Here is an 18,785-nt window from a genome sequence, read left to right on the forward strand (position 1 = left end):
GTTGGCCGGAGACAAACAAAGGTTCCTATTCTTTAAATACGTTCCACCGAAAAAAGGTGAAAAGCCTTTAAAGAACAAGGAATACATATCCAGTGAAGATACTGGCAATGGCATAGAACCGCCAGATTTGATTGAGGGGGATCAAACTGAACCTGTGGCAGACGACGCAGGGAGGGCTGAGAAGGCAGAGAATCCTGAGGAAGAAACTTTACCTGATTTTCCGGAGTGTCCAGAGCTTCCGGAGTGTCCAGAGCTTCCAGAGTGTCCAGAGTATCCGGAATTTCCGGAGTGTCCGGAACTTCCGGAGATACCTGAGTGTCCAGAACCTCCCGAACCGGAGGGCCCTTGTCCGGATAATGCCATAATGCATATTATCCAAGAGGGAGATACGTTTTGGAAGCTTTCCAGGAAATATGGGACTACTGTTGAGGCCATTGCAGTGGCTAATCCCGATGCAGATCCGTTGAACCTGCAGATTGGTGAAATCCTCTGTATACCTGTAGGAATACCGGGAGCAAAAGGGTAATGGATCCATTGAAGCTGTTTTTACGCAGCTTCTTTTGTTTTTATGTATTAATTCAATGTATGAATCCAAGAACTAAAATAAAGAGAAAGCCGATAATCCCGCCAAGAGTTGCATAATTGGGGTGCTTGCGCCTAGATTCCGGCAAGAGCTCGTTTTTTACTATATATGTCATAGCTCCGGCCGCAACTGCCAGCAGAAGGGCAATTTGATGAGGAGATAAGTTTAAAATAAGCAGACCAATGAAAGCTCCAGCGGGTGTAAATAGGCTAAGAATAATATTAAGCAGTAGAATTTTTAAATCAGGCACTTTTCCCATTTTAAGTGGTGTTGCAGTGGCCATGCCTTCAGGGATATTGTGAAGGCCGATGGCCACTGCTATAACTAAGCCCAAATGCTGTTGAGCGGAAAAGCCTGCTGCAATTGCTATTCCTTCAGGCAAATCATGAAGCGCTATTCCAGCCCCAACCAGATAGCCCATTTTTCGAAAGTATGCAATTTTATTAGAACCGTTTGTTTTAGGGGTATAAACCTGGGACAGGATTAGATCCAGCATCATCATTACTATAATTCCAATACTAAACCCTGCCGCTGTCTGGCGGATCGTACCCTGTTCCAGAGCAGAAGGCAGCAAGTCAAGCACTATAACAGCCAGCATAATTCCGGCTGCCAAGCCAAACAGTACCGAGAGGGTTTTTTCGCGAGGGTTGCCAATCATCAATACCAATAGGGCCCCAAAACAGGTGGCAAGTCCTGCTGCCAGGCTAATTACAATAATTTCTACCAATCATACCACCTTCACCAAGCTTAATATTCTTTTACATACCTATTCCTTTTGACACAAATTATGCCCTGGTATCATAATATGGCCATGTTTGTTTTGGAATTAATAGGGTTGATTTCCAAATGTTTAATAAATTTATACACTAAAAGTTGAATGATGAAGGATTTTCTCATATTTTGTCGAAGTATCAGTAATAATTGGCTATTTTTAGTAATTATATTTTCATTAAAAGCAGCCCGATGGTCAGCAAAAATAAGGCGGAGGGGGATGTAAAGTGGGGTTAAACATTAAGAGGTTAGGCATTAAAGGAAAGTTAATGGTAATGATGTTTGTTGTGGCTTTGTTTGCAGTAAGTATGTTGAGCATTGTTTCCGTTTATTCAATGAACAGCAGAGCAAAAGAGACTTTAATTGAAAAGGCTAAATCAGACTTAGCAACAGGGGAGGAATTGATTAACCGGACTTTCCCCGGCGACTGGGCCGTTCAGGACGGAAAACTGTATAAAGGTAATGTTGTTATGAACGAGAATTACGAACTTATAGATAAGATTGCAGAGCTAACCAATGATACTGTTACAATATTCCAGGGAGATACCAGGGTTGCGACAACTGTTAAAAGAGACGGAGTGCGTCAGGTTAATACAAAAGTATCTGATGAGGTAAAACAGCAAGTGCTTGTTAAGGGCCTGCCGTTTTATGGTGAGGCAGATGTTGTAGGGGTTAAGTACCAAACAGCTTATAAACCAATCAAGGATGCGGACGGAAATATTATTGGTATTTGGTATGTAGGAGTATCAAAACAATTTCTGGATGCGTTAAGTTCCTCTTTTATTACTACAATTTTTATTTTCGGTATCGGTATCTTGATTTTGAACATTATAAGCGGATTGTTTTTTGCCAAAACCATAGCTGATCCGATAAATAAGGTAAAAGAAGCTGTTGAGAGGGCGGCTCAGGGGGACCTCACCAGTGAGCTTCTTATCAGGTCAAAAGATGAAATAGGTGTATTAGCAAGTTCTTTTAATAGAATGACCGGCAATATGAAGCAGATTATTTCCGAAATTATTGTTGCCAGTGAACATGTAGCTGCTGCAGCTAATGAGTTTTCAATTAATTCATTGAACATGACCCGCTCCAATCAGGAAGTTAACAATGCTATTGAAGAGGTGGCCAAGGGTAATGCAAAACAGACCCAGGATATTACAGGGGTTGTAAAAATAATGGACAAGCATGGTGAAACTATTAATTCAATTGCCAAGGGGGCAGCTCAGCAGGCTGAGAAGGTAAATAGCACTTCCATGGCAGTCGGGCAAATGGTTACCGGTGTTGAAAAGGTGGCTTCGAGTGCGAAGTTTGCGGCAGATACCGCAGAAGAAACTTCCCAGGTTGCCGGACAGGGGGGACAGGCGGTAGAAAAGGTGGTTTCCGGTATGGAGAACATCAAGTCCAAGGTTTTTGACGCTGCAAACCGTATTAAGGAGCTTGGGGAACGGTCACAGCAGATAGGAGAGATTATTCAGGTTATTGATGATATAGCGGAACAGACAAATCTTCTAGCCCTTAATGCTGCTATTGAGGCGGCACGGGCAGGCGAGCATGGCAAAGGATTTGCTGTGGTAGCCGATGAAGTTAGAAAATTGGCAGAGCGAAGCGGTAAAGCTACCAAAGAGATTGCAGAATTAGTTAATGCAATTCAAGGTGGTACGGAAAGAGCTGTTTCAGCAATGAATGAGGGAACTCAGGAAGTGGAAAACGGTGCTGGGCTGGCAGCTGATGCAGGAAGTGCCCTGGAGCGTATTATTAACAATGTTGCCAAGACGAATGATGAAATACATAATATTTCAAAGGTTGCCCAACAGATTTCCGAATACAGCACTGAAGTTGCCGGTGCAATGGAAGTGGTTTCAGGTATTACAGAAGAGAATTCTATTGCTACACAAGAAATGGCAGGCAGTAGTGATGAAGTAATTAGGGCAATCGAGGAAATTGCGGCAATTGCTCAGGAGAGTGCCGCTGCTGCTCAGCAAGTGACAGCTTCCTGTGAGCAGATGTATTCAACAAGTGAACTGATATCTTCATCTTCAAAAGAATTGGCGGTAATGGCCCAGAACCTGAAAGAATTATCTCTGAGGTTCAGTGTCTAAGTTTAAAGGAGGGATAATATGGCTGAAGACGCAATATCTGGTGATAATCAATATGTGGTATTCAGGCTAGGCAGGGAAGTTTATGGACTGGAAATTTCGACTGTGCTGGAAATCATTACAATGCAGGCTATCACGGAGGTTCCAGGCACGGAAGATTATATAGAAGGTGTGATAAACCTCAGGGGACTTGTTATTCCGGTCTTTAATATGCATAAGAGATTTAACCTGCCGGGTGGAGAAACAACTCGTTTGACTAGGGTGGTTGTAGTGGAGGTTGAAGGCAACAATATCGGTATGCTGGTCGACGGAGTTTCTGAAGTTATCCGGATTCCCAGTGAGATTATTGAACCCCCTTCAAACATAATGAACGGGATTAATGAGGAATACCTGTTAGGTATTGCCAAACTGGATGACAGGCTGGTTATCCTGCTTGACCTTACCAAGGTACTTCGTAAAGAAGATACATCTAAGCTTGACAGCTTTAACTAAAAGGGGAAGGGAGGATATGTAATGAGTTTAAATTTGGATGCTTCACCGGAGGAACTAAAAATATTTCTTGAGGAAGCAGAAGAACATTTTCAGACATTAGAAGAAGAACTGATACGAATGGAAAAAGAAGAGTTCAATGAAGATCTGATGCAGGAAATATTTCGGGCTTCGCATACATTGAAGGGCTCATCAGCCACTATTGGACACAACCGAATGGCCCAGTTGACACATGCTATGGAAAATGTTCTTGACAAGCTGCGCAAAAGGCAGATTGAAGTTAGCAGTCATTTGATTGATATACTTTTCGAATGTTTGGATTGTCTCAGGGTATTAAGAGATGAAATTATTAATAACGAACAATCAGACTTGGACCTTAAGGATATTTTATATAAACTGGCCCTTGTTGTTGAAACTGATATTGCTCCTGTTGAAAAGGAAGCAGCGCCGCTTGTTGCCAGCGAAGTTAGCCCAGTGCAGGAAGGTGGAGCCTGTCAAAAAATGTTTGACGGGAAATTAGAACTTTCATGGGAAGAAAAGGATGCCATTCAACATGGCGTGGAGGAGGGCGCCTTTCCTTACTTTATTAGGTTAAAGTTTAATATGGAACCTGAGATGGCGGCGGTGCGAATTTTTGTTACCATGATGGCTTTTGGCGAAATGGGTGATGTAATTAAGTCAATACCTACTGCAGAAGAGATTGAAAAAGAAAAGGTTTCCAACTGCCTGGATATGATTGTTACAAGCAAAGTGGAGGCAGAGTATATTAAAAAGCTGATTAAGGAACTCCCGGATATAGAGGAGTTTGATTTGTCGATAATTAATACTTCTCAATTTTTATCAGGACAGCGTAACAACAATGAGGAGACCGCTCGAACGGATGTTAATAAATCTGCCTTAAAAGAAGAAAAAAATGATAAGGCAGGTGATGGTATTAAAAAATTGAATTCAGTGAAAACCAATAGGACTGTACGGGTGGACGTAGAGTTACTTGATGGTTTGATGAACCTGGTAGGGGAACTTGTTATTGACAGAACCAGATTGTTTCAGATACTTAATCAAATGGAGTCTGAGTATGAAATGGATGAAATGTCGCAAGACCTTGGCAGAACTTCGGTACATATTGCCAGGGTTACGACTCAGCTTCAGGAACATATCATGAAGGCTCGGATGCTTCCGGTTGAAAACCTTTTTAATAAGTTTCCCCGTATGGTTAGAGATCTTTCTCAGAAAGCAGGGAAAGAAGTCAATTTTATTATGACCGGCCAGGAGACAGAACTTGATCGTTCAATTATAGAGGAAATTGGCGACCCTCTGATTCATCTGTTGAGAAATGCTGTTGACCATGGCCTTGAATTGCCTGAAGAACGTGAGAGCATGGGTAAGAACCGGGTCGGACACCTAAAACTTCAGGCTTCTCACGAAGAAAACCATATTATTATAACCATAAAAGATGACGGTAAGGGAATTAACCCTGAAGCAGTAAAGCAAAGTGGTATTAAAAAGGGTTTGATATCCGAAGAACAGGCCAGGAGGCTAACAGATAAAGAAGCGATTAATCTTATTTTCCTGTCTGGACTTAGTACTGTTAAAAAAGTGACTGATGTATCCGGACGTGGGGTGGGCATGGATGTAGTCAGGAATAACATTGAGAAGATCAACGGGGCTATTGAGATTAACTCGATTGTGGAAAAAGGCACGGAGATTAAAATTAAACTGCCGCTAACCCTTGCTATTATCCGGGCTCTGCTTGTTTCAATAGGAGAAGCTGTATATGCCATTCCATTATCTACTGTAACGGAGACTATCAGGATAAATAAACAACAAATTGAATATGTGAATAACCATGAGGTAATTGTAGTTAGGGGTAAAGCCCTGCCGCTAATTCGACTTAAAACTGTATTCAGCGGTTGCATTGAAGAAGGTGAGAAGGAAAAACTATTTATCGTAGTTGTTAATCTTGCCGGACAGCAAGTAGGGCTTGTTGTGGATTCTTTGGTAGGTGAACAGGAAATTGTTATTAAGAGCCTAGGAAAGTATGTTGGTGATGTCCAGGGAATTTCAGGGGCAACAATTCTTGGCGACGGTAATGTTGCCCTTATAGTAGATGTTTCTAATCTTATCAAAAAGGTTGCATCTTAAGGCTGTTATATTGAAAGGAGTGTCAAAATGGCTAAGGTGTTATTGGTTGATGATGCCGCGTTTATGCGGATGCGGTGTGCTAAACTGCTTACTGAGAACGGATATGCTGTTGATGAAGCTGAAAATGGACAGGAAGCTGTGAAAAAATACCAAGAAATAAGCCCTGACCTTGTACTGATGGACATAACCATGCCTGTAATGGACGGATTGGAAGCAGTTGCGGAAATTAAAAAGGTTGACCCAAACGCGATTATTGTCATGTGCAGTGCCTTGGGTCAGCAAAATACTGTAATGTCAGCTATAAAAGCAGGGGCTAAGGACTTTATTGTTAAACCTTATCAACCTGAAAAAATATTATCGACAATCAAAAGGTTTATTGGATAAATTAATCTAATTTATCTATATAAGCTGCTCAGGGGGAATTATAATGCCGAAAAGGATTGAGGTCCTTGTCGTAGATGATTCCGCATATATGAGGAAAGTTGTTTCCAACCTGCTTCAGTCCGATGAAAACATTGTTGTCATAGATACTGCCAGGGATGGGTTGGATGCACTTGAAAAAATCAAAAGCTTGAAGCCGGCTGTAGTTACTCTTGATGTAGAGATGCCTAGGCTTGACGGGTTATCTGCTCTTAAACGAATTATGAAAGAATGTCCGACACCGGTTATTATGCTAAGCAGTCTTACACAGCAGGGAAGTGACACGACAGTAAAAGCCCTCACGCTGGGAGCGGTTGATTTTGTTGGCAAGCCGTCAGGGACAATTTCCATTGACATACATAAAGTTCAGGAAGAGCTGATTGCTAAGGTTAAAGTTGCTGCCAGAGCGGTTGTTTCTAATTTTAGAAGCTCAGTGATGCTCGGGATACAAAAAAGTGTTGTATCTTCAGCGCCTTCTTCAGGTGTGCATCCAAATAAGCTGGTAGTTATTGGCAGTTCCACAGGGGGTCCTAATGCATTGCAGCAGGTTATTTCGAGATTGCCAGGGAATTTACCGGCGGCTGTCTTGATTGTTCAGCATATGCCCCCCGCTTTTACAAAATCTTTGGCTGCCAGGCTTAATGACATTTCTGAACTGGAGGTGTATGAAGCCCAAGAGGGAGACGAACTTATGAATGGCAGGGCATACGTTGCTCCCGGAGGATATCATATGATTCTCAGGTCAAAGAACCTGATAGGTTTGAATCAGGACCGACCGGTACACAGTGTCAGGCCTGCTGTGGATGTTACCCTTGAATCTGCTGTGGATTTTTATGGGCCAAATACTGTTGGGGTAATTCTTACCGGGATGGGTTTTGATGGTTCCAAGGGTGCAAGTTTGGTTAAACAGGCCGGAGGAAAAATGATTGTTCAGGATGAGGCAACTTGTGTTGTTTATGGAATGCCACGTGTTGTGGTGGAAATGGGGAAAGCGGATAAAGTTCTTCCGATTCAGAATATTGCAAATGAGATAGTGCTTATTTTATCGCTGCTAAAAGAGAGCGATATACATAGTATATAATATTGTGTATATAGGCAAGTTCATTCGCCGAAAAAGCAAACCGGAGGGATATACTCTACAGAGTATCCCACGGTTTTATTTTTTAGGTTTCTTCAGAAAAGGGCTGTATTATTACAGTTGTGCCAATACTAATTTTGTTGAAAATTTCTTCAATATCATGGTTATACATTCTAATACACCCATTGGAAATAGCTTTGCCTATGGATTCAGGCCTGGAAGTGCCATGGATTCCGTAAGGGCCGTTAGGGATATTTAGGCCCATCCATCTGCTGCCCAGTATCCCTCCGGGATTAATGATTTTGTTTATTATTTGATATGTTCCGTGGGGAGTAGGTGTCTGGGCTTTTCCTACTGCTACGGCATAGATTTTATCAGTTCGCTGTGAAGTAGTAAGAAATAGTTTGCGGTCAAAGGTATAAACATATATGCGTTTTTGGGAATAAACCGAATCTTGGTTCATGGCAGCCTCCTTGAAATTACCGGCGCAGCCGCAATAGTGGCTGTGCTTTGTTTATTAACATTATATGCATCCGGCCCAAAATAGTATAATCACTGGTAAAAAAGGGCAAAATAACACCTGATTGATTAATAACGGAGGATTAAATGGGAAACAAGGTTAATGGAACTCTGCTGGTTATCGGAGGAGCTGAAGATAAGCAAGGAAAATGTGAAATTTTAAGTGATTTTATTAGGTTGGCGGGTGGTCCTAAAGCCCATGTAGTTATTATCACCACAGCTGCCTTGGAGTCGGATCGAGTTGGGAAGAAGTATTATGATTTGTTTGAGGGGCTAGGAGCTGGAACAGTCGAGGTGCTTGATTTGGACTCCAGAAAAAAGGCCAATAACCGCTCTGTTGTAATGAAGATGGCAAAGGCCACTGGGATCTTCTTTACCGGTGGTGATCAATTGAGAATCACTTCAATATTAGGTGGTACTACAGCGAATGAGGCTCTTCAGAAGGCTTACCGGAGTGGAGCTGTTATCGCCGGCACCAGTGCCGGTGCTTCGGTTATGAGTAATACAATGATTGTTGAGGGAGACAATGATGAGGCACCAAAACTAAATACTATTAAGCTTGCACCTGGCCTGGGCCTGCTGGAGGAAGTAGTAATTGACCAGCACTTTGCCCAGAGGGGCAGACTGGGTCGTTTGTTGTCTGCTGTGGCCCATAATCCTTATATACTGGGGATGGGTATAGATGAAGATACTGCTGTAATCATAAGGGCAGATGCAAAGCTTGAAATTATCGGTTCCCAGACAGTAACTTTTGTAGATGGCCGGGGTGTTTCTTTTACCAATGTTTCTGAATTATCACCCGGTCAAGCTCTGGCTATAGACAATGTGGTTTTGCATGTTTTACCAAAAGGTTATGGGTTTGACTTGGCTGCCAGGATGCTTGTGAACAGTGAAATGTGTGGTGAATTAAAGGAAGGAGAAAAAAATGGAGATAATAGAAATCAAAGTTCTTGAGGGAGCAAACATTTACTGCTCTAGTCCTGTTATCAAGACCAAAATTGACCTGGGAGAATACAGGGAGTTTACTACCGAAAAGAATCCTGGTTTTGTCGAGAAACTTCAGGTTCAGCTGCCGAGCCTGTCAGAACACTATTGTTCCAAGGGCAAACCAGGGGGGTTTATAGATAGACTTAAAGCAGGTACCTATCTGGGGCATGTAATTGAACATGTTTCTTTGGAACTACAGTATCTTGCCGGAATGGACGTAATATATGGAAAAACAATTTGTGCTGAAACACCGGGGATGTACTATCTGATTACTGAATTTGAATCACAAGAAGGCGCTATCAGAGCAGTACGGGCCGCTGTTATGATTGTTGACACCCTGCTGAAAAATAAATTTATTGATGTGGCAGCAGAAGTTACAGCTGTACGGGAGGCAGCGGACCGGACGAGTCTTGGACCCAGCACAGCAGCAGTGGTGCGCGAGGCTGTAAAAAGGGGAATACCTGTGATGCGCCTGGGGGAAGGAAGTGTACTCCAGCTTGGTTATGGTAAAAACCAGCAGAAAGTAGTGGCCACAATTACCGGACAGACCCGGTGTGTGGGTGTAGATATTGCCAGTGATAAGGTGCTGGTTAAACATTTATTGGCAGAGTCAGGAATACCGGTGCCGTGGGGTGGAGTAGCCCAGAATGAATTGCAAGCCTTTGAAATTGCCCGAAAAATTAATGATGCGGTTGTAGTTAAGCCTTTTGACGGAAATCAGGGAAAAGGAGTTGCTTTAAACCTGACAAAGCGGGAAGAAATTGCAGGGGCTATGGAGGCAGCTCTCAAGATAAGTCCAAAGGCAATTATTGAAAAACATATTAAAGGAAAGCATTACCGCCTTGTAGTCGTTGGAAACCGGGTAGTAGCAGCAGCGGAACGGATCCCTGCATTTGTGGTAGGAGATGGTCAGAGTACTGTTAAGCAGTTGGTTAATCTGGTCAATATGGATCCAATGAGGGGTGAAAATCATGAAAAGCCGTTGACTAAAATAAAAATTGATCCCATAGTCATTATGGTATTGGCCAAAAAAGGTTTGTCCCCTAATTCAGTGCCAAGAGAAGGAGAAATAGTATATCTCAGGGAAAATGCGAATATTAGCACAGGTGGAATTGCTGTAGATGCTACGGGAAGAGTGCATTCCGATACACTGCAAATGGTATTGCGGGCTGTTCGCTTAGTGGGTCTTGACGTAGCCGGTGTTGATTTGGTAGTCAGGGAAATTGACCAGCCGTTATTACCGGACAACGGGGCTCTGATAGAAGTTAATGCTGCTCCGGGGATAAGAATGCATCATTATCCGGCTAAGGGACCAGTTAGAAATGTTGCCGGAGCAATTGTGGAAATGCTGTTTCCCCCCGGGAGTCAATCTAGAATGCCAATAATTTCGGTAACCGGAACAAATGGTAAGACAACTGTTACCAGGATGGTTAGTCATATTCTGCGGGGAACCGGGCAGGTTGTAGGAACCACCACTTCGGATGGTATTTATATTAACGGCAGGAAAATCGTATCTGGTGACACTACCGGTCCCCAAAGTGCCAGGGTAATCCTTAGAGATCCCTCTGTAGAGGTTGCAGTCCTGGAAACAGCCAGGGGAGGGATACTTGGGGCCGGCTTAGGTTACGACTACAGTGATGTTGGTATCATTACTAATGTACACAATGATCACCTGGGCCTGGATGGAATTGAGACCATGGAAGATATGGCTATGGTAAAGTCGGTGGTTACAGAGAATATATTTAAAAAAGGCACTGCTGTTCTTAATGCAGATGATATCTATGTATCGGCAATAGCTGACAGGGTACGTTCAAGAATAATATTTTTCAGTGCTGCAACAGATAATTTTATAGTTAGGAGACATTTAGGGGCAGGCGGGACTGCGGTATTTGTAAAAAATGGGTTCATGGTCAAGGCTGTCGGTGATAAAATTGAAAAAATTTTGCCGGTAAAACACATTTCCTCTACTTTGGGAGGAATTATCAAACATAACCTGTTTAACGCTTTGGCTGCGGCTGCCGGGTGTACGGCTTTGGGGCTTGACACAAAAAGTATCAGGAATGGTTTGTTGAGCTTTAAATCGGATGAGATATGCAATCCGGGCAGGTTTAATGTTTTTGATATAGGGCAGTTTAGGGTTGTGGTGGACTATGGTCATAATATTGACGGGTTTCTCAATACCCTGCAAACCGTTAAAAAGTTAAACCCCGAGCGGGTTATAGGTATTGTTGGAATGCCGGGAGACCGGAGAAACGCGGATATTATGGAAGCAGGAAAAATCATAGCACAGTATTGTGATGAAATTATTATTAAAGAAGATAAAGACCTGCGTGGGCGCAAAGCGGGGGAAGTGGCCGCACTCATGCGGCAGGCGGTGCTTAAAGCAGGTCTGAAGGCGGACAGAGTAACGGTTTGTCTTTCAGAGACTGCCGCTGTTGAGAATATGCTGGGCCGCGCCTGTAAAGGGGATATAATTGTTGTATTCTATGAAAAGTTTGCACCTATACAAGAACTAGTTAGAACGGTATCAGAAAAATTAAAACCCAGTATCAAGGATGATAAGGGAAGAAAGGTTGTCTGTTAATTATGGGTACAGGAAGGAAATTACCCCTTTTATAGAAAATACATTATCATAAGCTAAAAAAGGGGGAGGTCCTTTGAGACACCTAGAACTAAAAGCAGCCGCTAAAATTAATCTGACCCTGGACGTGCTAGGAAAACTGCCCGATGGATATCATGAGGTGGAAATGGTAATGCAGTCAATTGAACTTCATGATGTGGTGGTCATGGAAGAGGCCCGGGAGGGAATTGAGGTTTTTACTAATCATCCTCGACTTCCGGGGGGGCGGTCTAACATAGCATATAAGGCAGCTTTGCTCATAAAAGAGAGTTTTGGAATAAAAACTGGAGTAAGAATTCATATCACCAAAAATATTCCGCTGGCTGCTGGATTGGCAGGAGGGTCAACAGACGCGGCAGCGGTACTTAGAGGCTTAAACTGTTTGTGGGAATTAGGTTTAAGTTACGAAGGGCTTTTAGCCAAAGCTGCATTGATAGGATCCGACGTTTCCTTCTGTATACAGGGTGGGACCGCGCTGGCCAAAGGAAGGGGGGAGGTTATTCTTCCCCTTCATGATGTGCCGGAACTCTGGATGGTACTGGTGAAGCCACCGCTCGATATCTCTACTGCTGAAATTTACAGGGAATATGACCCTGCCAAGGTCAATGTCAGGCCGGATACCGGGCAGATGATTTTCTCAATTGAGAGAGGTGATAAGGAGGGTATAGCAGCCAACCTTGGTAATGTGCTGGAATCGGTGACACTGTTGAAATATCCGGTTGTAGCCCAGGTTAAGGAGCGACTGGAAAAGACAGGGGCGTTAAGAGCCATCATGTCAGGAAGTGGACCGACCGTATTTGGAATAACCAATGACAGGGAATATGCGCTAAAAATTACTGAACTTCTAAAAAAGGAGCTGGAGGGTATGTTTGTGGAGGTGACCCGGACATTGCCTGGAAGCAGCAGGAATTAGGGAAAAAAATATAGAATATAGAGTAAACCGGTAATAAATAATTTTACCAGCTTCATGAAAGGGAGAGAAGTGATGTCTGATAGAAGATTGATTCCCGTTACACTTGATAACTACAAACCTCTAAGGGAGATAGTATTTGAAACACTTAGGGAAGCCCTTATAACAGGTGTCCTAAAACCGGGAGAAAGATTAATGGAGATTCAGCTTGCTGAAGAAATGGGGGTCAGTCGCACTCCGGTAAGAGAAGCCATTAGAAAATTGGAACTGGAAGGCTTTGTCGTTATGATACCTCGGAAGGGTGCTTATGTGGCCGGGATTTCGGTTAAAGATATAGCTGATGTGTTTGAAATTAGAGCAGCGCTTGAGGGCCTGGCAGCAGGTTTGGCAGCAGAACGTATTACTGAAGAGGAATTGGAGCAGTTGGAACGTATTCTGGTTCAGATAGGGGAATGTGTCCAGAGCAATAACTTGGAAAAAGTGGTTGACATGGATACTGAATTTCATGACACTCTTTTTAAGGCCAGCCGGAATCAAAGATTAGTACAAATAGTGAGTAATCTCCGTGAACAGATACAAAGGTTTCGGACGACTTCTCTTTCGACACCGGGGCGGATGAAATATGCTCTTGATGAACACAAAAAAATAGTTGAGGCTATCTCGGAACGTAATGTGGAACTGGCTCAAGCCTTGGCTAGGGAGCATATTGAAAATGCAGAAAATAGTATGTTGGACAAATTAAATCAATTGACTGAGTTCGGCTCAGAAGAGCAAATCTAGTTGGAAAGGGTTTTTAAATGTTTGATGCTATTGTTATTGCCGGCAGGAATAATGCCGGTGCACTGAGGGATTGCAGCGGCGAATTTTATGAGGCCATGATCAGAATAGGGAACAAGCCTATGGTCAGCTATGTCATAGATGCACTTAAGGAATCAGGTATAGTTGGCAAGATCGTAGTTGCAGGCCCTAAACAGTTAGAGGACTTCCTGACTGATGATTGTGTAAGTGTAGTGCAGACACAATACGGTATAATTGAAAATGCTGTTAAAGCCCTTGAATATGTTGATACATCTGCCCCTGTCCTAATTGCTACGAGTGACATCCCTCTTCTTACTGCACAGGCTGTGAAGGACTTTGTAGATTTAAGCCTCAAATATGATGCCGACTTTTTTTATCCGATTGTTTCAATGAACGAAGTTTTTAACAGATTTCCAGGCATGGAGCGGACGTCTGCACAACTTAAGGAGGGCCGGTTTACCGGAGGGAACCTTTTCCTGGTTAATCCTGATGCTGTACCAAGAAGTGCTCAAAAAGCCAGGGAGTTTGTGAATTCCCGCAAAAGCCCACTAAAGTTATGTCGTATTCTGGGGTTGAAATTTGTACTCAAACTTATATTAAATAGGCTTTCAATTCCCGAACTTGAAAACAAGGTTTCTGAAGTGCTAAGCATAAAAGTGAAAGCTATAATTACAAAACACCCTGAAATTGGAATTGATGTCGATAAACCCAGTGACTATTCAATTGTATCACAATATTTGAACCGGTCTGCCTAAGGACTGGTTTTTTTACGTTTACAAAAACATAATCAGTAAGCGTTCTCAGTAAATTAGAAATTTTCTTAAAATTTTATACTGCAAAGAAGGAATTCTTTGGTAAATGAAGAATATCGAAATTTAACGAAATAATTTTTGATTGGAGTTGAGAAGGGGGTTTCAAAAATTGAATGTCACTGATGTACGGGTAAGAAAAATTAACCAGGATGGCAAGATGAAGGCGATTGTATCTGTTACTCTGGATGATTCGTTTGTTATCCATGATGTAAAGGTTGTAGAGGGCCAGAATGGTTTATTTGTTGCTATGCCAAGCCGGAAAACTCCTGACGGTGAGTTCAGGGATATTGCCCATCCTATTACTTCAAATGCGCGGGAAGTCATTCAATCTGCAGTTCTAGAGGCTTATCAAAATGCTTTGGCTACAGCTTAGGCATACAAACTGCAGAAAAGTCAAACAACTTAGCTGGTAACTCCCAACAAAGTCTCTGCCTTAAGGTGAATAGGTGGTGGGAGTTTGTCATTAGGTATAACAGGAGTGCAAATTCCTGTTTTTTTTGTCTCCCGAGTAAGAAAGTTGAAGTTTTTTGTTAATCGCAGGAAAACCGGTTTTAACGTGGAATATTATTATTGTATGCTAAAATACCAGAATTATGGTAATTATAATAACTAATCAACAGGGAGGAGAGCACTTACGTGGATGTTGCGGCAATTATTCTAGCAGCTGGTAAGGGAACACGAATGAAGTCACGGCTGCCTAAAGTGTTACATGGCATATGCGGCAGACCAATGCTGGAGCATGTGATATGTGCCGCTCTGGGAGCCGGTATCAGTAAGAACATTGTTGTTGTTGGGCATGGGGCAGAAATGGTTAAGGGATCTGTTAAGTTAGATGTCACCTGGGTTGAGCAGACTGAGCAGTTGGGTACTGGTCATGCTGTAATGCAGGCTGAACCGCTGTTAACCGACTTTGCAGGCAGCATTCTGGTACTTTGTGGAGATACCCCGCTTATCTCACCTGATACGCTGAAAAGGCTATTAAATGAACACGATGAATCAGGAAATTCCGTTACTGTATTAACTGCTGTGGTGGAGGATCCGTCTGGTTATGGAAGGATTATAAGGGATAGCGGCGGTTTGGTAACAAGGATTGTAGAACATCGTGATGCATCTGCAGATGAGTTAAAGGTAAATGAAATTAATACGGGAATTTATTGTTTTGCAGCTAAAGCTTTATTTGCGGCTTTGCAAAATATCTCGCCGGCTAATGCTCAAGGTGAGTATTATCTAACGGATGTCCTTTCTGTGATAGTTGATACCGGTGGTGGGACGGGTGCTGTTAATGTGGAAAACGCATTGGAAACCATTGGGATTAATGATAGGGTTCAGCTTGCTGCTGCCGAGGCTCTAATGCGCAGTAAAATTCTGATGGCACACATGACTGCCGGAGTGACAATTATTGACCCTAACACAACTTATATTGGCAGTGAGGTTATGATAGGCTGTGATTCAGTTATTAATCCCGGTACGGTTATAGAGGGGAATTGTCGTTTCGGAGAAAATTGTATTCTTGGACCATATTCAAGATTAACGGATGTTATAGCAGGAAATGCAGTAATGGTGCAGAATTCAGTAATTATAGATTCTTCAATAGGTAATGGCGTGACAATAGGACCATTTGCATATATTAGACCGGGAACGGTATTGGGCGACAATGTAAAGGTAGGAGATTTTGTAGAAATCAAGAATTCAGTGGTGGATAAGGGTAGTAAGGTGCCGCATTTAAGTTATATAGGAGACACTCATATAGGTGAGAGGGTTAATGTTGGTGCCGGTACCATTACCTGTAATTATGATGGGATCCGAAAATGGAAGACCAGTATTGGAAATAATGCTTTTATTGGTAGTAATACCAATCTGGTAGCACCTGTAATTGTAGGAGAAAACGCAATTATAGGTGCCGGTTCGACCGTAACCAAAAACGTTCCTGATGGGGCCCTCTGTATTGAAAGAGGGGAACAAAAAGTATATCCTGAGTGGGCTACTAGAAAAAACAAGAAAAAATGATATAATAGATAATTGGGTTTAAAAATATTTATTTTATTTTGCTGGGGGGTTTTTGCAAGCCAATGCCAATTTTTAATCGGAAACTCAAAATTTTTTCTGGAAATGCAAATTTGAAACTGGCCGAGGAAATAGCTGAATACCTTGGGGTATCAATTGGTGAATCAAAGGTTTCCAGGTTCAGTGATGGTGAAATTCATGTAAAGATCAACGAGAGTGTTAGGGGTGCTGATGTATTTGTAATCCAGCCTACCTGTGAGCCTGTTAATGATAACATTATGGAGCTGTTAATTGTTATTGATGCACTTAAGAGGGCTTCAGCCAGGAGAATCACTGCAGTTGTGCCTTACTACGGATATGCCAGGCAAGATAGGAAAGCTAGGGCTCGTGACCCGATTACTTCAAAATTGCTGGCAAATGTAATCACAGCAAGTGGGGCCATGCGAGTTATTACTATGGATTTGCATGCCGGGCAGATACAAGGCTTTTTTGATATTCCTGTGGATCATTTGCCGGGAGTTCCGATTTTGGCCGAATATTTCCTCAGCAAAAACCTTAATAATATAATTGTTGTTTCACCTGACTTGGGGGGGGTTACCCGTTCCAGGGATATGGCCGAGCGTATCGGGGCATCTATAGCGATAATTGACAAGCGCAGGCCAGAACCTAATGTTGCTGAAATTATGAATATTATTGGAGATGTTGATGGCAAAACAGTTGTTATGATTGATGACATAATTGATACTGCGGGAACGATTACCCAGGGTGCTGCTGCACTTTTGGAGCGGGGCGCCAAAGAAGTGTACGCCTGCTGTACCCACGGAGTCCTGTCCGGCCCAGCAATTGAAAGGCTGCAGAATTCACCTATTAAAGAAGTTGTGGTAACCAATACGATTCCACTCTCTGAGCGTAAAGCAATTGACAAAATTAAAGTTCTTTCGGTAGCGCCGCTTCTTGGGGAAGCAATAATCAGGATTCATGAGGACTTATCCGTAAGCAAGCTTTTTGCATAGAGTTATGGTTATACTTCACAATAATGTACCTCCTGTATTTTTGTTTTTGTGCTTTACTGGGTTTTAGCACAATGCAATTCAGGGAGGCTTTTTTTTGTTTCAGAAAAGTTGATTTTGGATTTGATAATTAGCGTCTGGTTACATGGTATAAACAGGGATTTTTGTATAAAACAATAGAGGCGAGGAAAACTATTTTAAGGTTTAATCTAGTAACAAGGAGGATATAAATGTGACCAATAAAACGGGGAATACCGAAGCTGGTTTCGGGGTATGTGGGATAACTCCCGATGCCATGGCTATGCGGGATATGCTGCTGAGAAACGCTATGGGGGCATCAATTTATGCCCAGCATGCTTATGAGGCCTTCCGGACATTGAAGGCAACCATTGAAGGGAAAACCCCATTTCGAATTACTGATCTGGATAAACTCTATTGGTTTGCTGGGCAATGCGGGGTTAATACAAAGGCTACCCCTGACCAGGTGGCATTATGGTTATCGGATTTTTTGATGTATGAGCTTCACCGGGGATATGAAGAGCCCAGCCGCATAATTGAGGTATTTGCACCATCCGTGAGGCAGAAGGTATGGCGGGACCTGGCCATCTATCCAGCAGGAACACTTCATGAAATAAAGGATGCTGTGGCCAGTTGTCTAATTAATGTTAACGGTGATTTTATCTCCTTGGTCAGAAAATGCCTCCGGTTAGGGATAACTACAATTTACGGGGCACAGATAGGCATTGACATGGTTCAGGATATCTTGTTCGGGACCCCCATGCCCCATGAGGTTGAAGTTGATCTAGGGATATTGGACCCCGACTATGTAAACATTGTTTTTAATGGACATGAACCATGGGAGCAGGTTACTAAGGCAATTTCCGGATTCTCTACAGAGGCTGTATTTAAAGTTCTAGGAGGCACTCTTGAACCTTTGGCCAGTGCAATAAAGGCAGCTAAGATAAAAGGGATAGTTGCCCTGGTAAACTGCGCCACTCTAGCCACCGGGTCTCATGATTATGTTACTGTTAGCTTAGCTAAGGAGTTAATTAAAAGGGATATTTTGATTGTCAGCGGTGGATGTGGTAATAACGGTCTTGAAGTTGCCGGCCTGTGTAATCTTGATGCTATTCAAGTGGCCGGGCCGGGGCTAAAAGAGATATGTGGGACCTTTAAAATACCACCGGTGCTCAGTTTCGGAACATGTACTTATACGGCCAGGATCTCCATGTTAACAACTGCCTTGGCCAATCACCTGGGAGTTGATTCAGCAGATCTGCCCGCGGCTGTTACGGCACCTCAGTACTTGGAACAAAAGGCTACGATCGATGGCATGTTTGCTTTGGCGTATGGGCTGTATACTCACCTGTCCCCAACGCCTCCTGTGGCCGGGGGGCGCGAACTGGTTAAGCTTTTGACAGAAGACATGGAAGGCCTTACCGGAGGCAAGATAGCCCTAGGAGATGACCCGCTTGAAATTGCAATTGGCATAGAGGAGCATATCAAGAAAAAAAGGGCCAAGATCGGCCTTAATTAGGAATACAACAGA

The 18,785-nt window shown here is 42.8% G+C and carries 16 protein-coding genes and 1 pseudogene; 15 read left to right on the top strand and 2 right to left on the bottom strand.

Going from position 1 to position 18,785, the window contains the following annotated elements; all coding sequences use genetic code 11:
• The first annotated feature begins 1 nt into the window (after position 1).
• Entirely contained in the window at positions 2-526 is a 525-nt protein-coding gene (locus tag ABFY19_RS00400; protein WP_418791310.1) for a LysM peptidoglycan-binding domain-containing protein, read from the top strand.
• A gap of 52 nt (positions 527-578) precedes the next feature.
• Here the strand turns inward: ABFY19_RS00400 and ABFY19_RS00405 are convergent, their stop codons facing one another.
• Positions 579-1,310: a ZIP family metal transporter gene (locus tag ABFY19_RS00405; protein ID WP_418791311.1), complete on the bottom strand. Its 732-nt coding sequence runs from the start codon at positions 1,308-1,310 to the stop codon at positions 579-581.
• A gap of 271 nt (positions 1,311-1,581) precedes the next feature.
• Here ABFY19_RS00405 and ABFY19_RS00410 point away from each other — a divergent pair.
• From ABFY19_RS00410 to ABFY19_RS00430, 5 genes and pseudogenes are all read left to right on the top strand, one after another.
• Positions 1,582-3,159, top strand: a pseudogene (locus ABFY19_RS00410) (methyl-accepting chemotaxis protein); the annotation flags it as partial.
• Between the two features lie 309 nt (positions 3,160-3,468).
• On the top strand, positions 3,469-3,939 hold the full coding sequence (locus ABFY19_RS00415; RefSeq protein WP_418791312.1) for a chemotaxis protein CheW: 471 nt from the start codon (positions 3,469-3,471) through the stop codon (positions 3,937-3,939).
• A 21-nt stretch (positions 3,940-3,960) separates the two neighbouring features.
• Positions 3,961-6,078: a chemotaxis protein CheW gene (locus ABFY19_RS00420; RefSeq protein ID WP_418791314.1), complete on the top strand. Its 2,118-nt coding sequence runs from the start codon at positions 3,961-3,963 to the stop codon at positions 6,076-6,078.
• A gap of 27 nt (positions 6,079-6,105) precedes the next feature.
• Positions 6,106-6,462, top strand: coding sequence for a response regulator (locus ABFY19_RS00425; RefSeq protein WP_418791315.1), 357 nt, complete (start codon positions 6,106-6,108; stop codon positions 6,460-6,462).
• A 43-nt stretch (positions 6,463-6,505) separates the two neighbouring features.
• Positions 6,506-7,579 (top strand): protein-glutamate methylesterase/protein-glutamine glutaminase, encoded by a 1,074-nt coding sequence (locus ABFY19_RS00430; RefSeq protein ID WP_418791316.1) that lies wholly within the window; start codon positions 6,506-6,508, stop codon positions 7,577-7,579.
• A gap of 82 nt (positions 7,580-7,661) precedes the next feature.
• Here the strand turns inward: ABFY19_RS00430 and ABFY19_RS00435 are convergent, their stop codons facing one another.
• Positions 7,662-8,039, bottom strand: coding sequence for a L,D-transpeptidase (locus ABFY19_RS00435; RefSeq protein ID WP_418791317.1), 378 nt, complete (start codon positions 8,037-8,039; stop codon positions 7,662-7,664).
• Between the two features lie 143 nt (positions 8,040-8,182).
• On the opposite strand from ABFY19_RS00435, the gene ABFY19_RS00440 reads away from it, so the two are divergent.
• The 9 genes from ABFY19_RS00440 (at position 8,183) to ABFY19_RS00480 (ending at position 18,773) form a co-directional block, all read left to right on the top strand.
• Complete coding sequence (locus ABFY19_RS00440) at positions 8,183-9,049, top strand: cyanophycinase (protein ID WP_418791318.1); 867 nt, start codon at positions 8,183-8,185, stop codon at positions 9,047-9,049.
• Positions 9,021-11,666, top strand: a complete 2,646-nt coding sequence (gene cphA, locus ABFY19_RS00445; protein WP_418791319.1) for a cyanophycin synthetase — start codon at positions 9,021-9,023, stop codon at positions 11,664-11,666. The genes ABFY19_RS00440 and cphA overlap by 29 nt, the downstream gene beginning before the upstream one ends.
• Positions 11,667-11,739: 73 nt before the next feature.
• Positions 11,740-12,615, top strand: a complete 876-nt coding sequence (gene ispE / locus ABFY19_RS00450) for a 4-(cytidine 5'-diphospho)-2-C-methyl-D-erythritol kinase (RefSeq protein WP_418791320.1) — start codon at positions 11,740-11,742, stop codon at positions 12,613-12,615.
• A gap of 72 nt (positions 12,616-12,687) precedes the next feature.
• Positions 12,688-13,392, top strand: coding sequence for a GntR family transcriptional regulator (locus ABFY19_RS00455; RefSeq protein ID WP_418791321.1), 705 nt, complete (start codon positions 12,688-12,690; stop codon positions 13,390-13,392).
• A 17-nt stretch (positions 13,393-13,409) separates the two neighbouring features.
• On the top strand, positions 13,410-14,165 hold the full coding sequence (locus tag ABFY19_RS00460) for an NTP transferase domain-containing protein (RefSeq protein WP_418791322.1): 756 nt from the start codon (positions 13,410-13,412) through the stop codon (positions 14,163-14,165).
• A gap of 166 nt (positions 14,166-14,331) precedes the next feature.
• Complete coding sequence (gene spoVG, locus ABFY19_RS00465; RefSeq protein WP_418791323.1) at positions 14,332-14,595, top strand: septation regulator SpoVG; 264 nt, start codon at positions 14,332-14,334, stop codon at positions 14,593-14,595.
• 263 nt (positions 14,596-14,858) lie between these two features.
• Positions 14,859-16,229, top strand: a complete 1,371-nt coding sequence (gene glmU / locus ABFY19_RS00470) for a bifunctional UDP-N-acetylglucosamine diphosphorylase/glucosamine-1-phosphate N-acetyltransferase GlmU (protein ID WP_418791324.1) — start codon at positions 14,859-14,861, stop codon at positions 16,227-16,229.
• Positions 16,230-16,291: 62 nt separating this feature from the next.
• Positions 16,292-17,239 (top strand): ribose-phosphate diphosphokinase, encoded by a 948-nt coding sequence (locus tag ABFY19_RS00475; RefSeq protein WP_418791325.1) that lies wholly within the window; start codon positions 16,292-16,294, stop codon positions 17,237-17,239.
• Positions 17,240-17,468: 229 nt separating this feature from the next.
• Positions 17,469-18,773: a hypothetical protein gene (locus ABFY19_RS00480; protein WP_418791326.1), complete on the top strand. Its 1,305-nt coding sequence runs from the start codon at positions 17,469-17,471 to the stop codon at positions 18,771-18,773.
• The last annotated feature ends 12 nt before the right edge of the window (positions 18,774-18,785 follow it).

The organism is Phosphitispora sp. TUW77, assembly GCF_048453025.1.
Classification (GTDB): domain Bacteria; phylum Bacillota; class Thermincolia; order Thermincolales; family UBA2595; genus Phosphitispora.

Coding starts and splice junctions, on each gene's coding strand:
- ABFY19_RS00415 (WP_418791312.1), top strand. CDS start 3,469: ATGGCTGAAGACGCAATATCTGGTGATAATCAATATGTGGTATTCAGG.
- ABFY19_RS00420 (WP_418791314.1), top strand. CDS start 3,961: ATGAGTTTAAATTTGGATGCTTCACCGGAGGAACTAAAAATATTTCTT.
- ABFY19_RS00425 (WP_418791315.1), top strand. CDS start 6,106: ATGGCTAAGGTGTTATTGGTTGATGATGCCGCGTTTATGCGGATGCGG.
- ABFY19_RS00430 (WP_418791316.1), top strand. CDS start 6,506: ATGCCGAAAAGGATTGAGGTCCTTGTCGTAGATGATTCCGCATATATG.
- ABFY19_RS00435 (WP_418791317.1), bottom strand. CDS start 8,039: ATGAACCAAGATTCGGTTTATTCCCAAAAACGCATATATGTTTATACC.
- ABFY19_RS00440 (WP_418791318.1), top strand. CDS start 8,183: ATGGGAAACAAGGTTAATGGAACTCTGCTGGTTATCGGAGGAGCTGAA.
- cphA (WP_418791319.1), top strand. CDS start 9,021: ATGGAGATAATAGAAATCAAAGTTCTTGAGGGAGCAAACATTTACTGC.
- ABFY19_RS00455 (WP_418791321.1), top strand. CDS start 12,688: ATGTCTGATAGAAGATTGATTCCCGTTACACTTGATAACTACAAACCT.
- ABFY19_RS00460 (WP_418791322.1), top strand. CDS start 13,410: ATGTTTGATGCTATTGTTATTGCCGGCAGGAATAATGCCGGTGCACTG.
- ABFY19_RS00475 (WP_418791325.1), top strand. CDS start 16,292: ATGCCAATTTTTAATCGGAAACTCAAAATTTTTTCTGGAAATGCAAAT.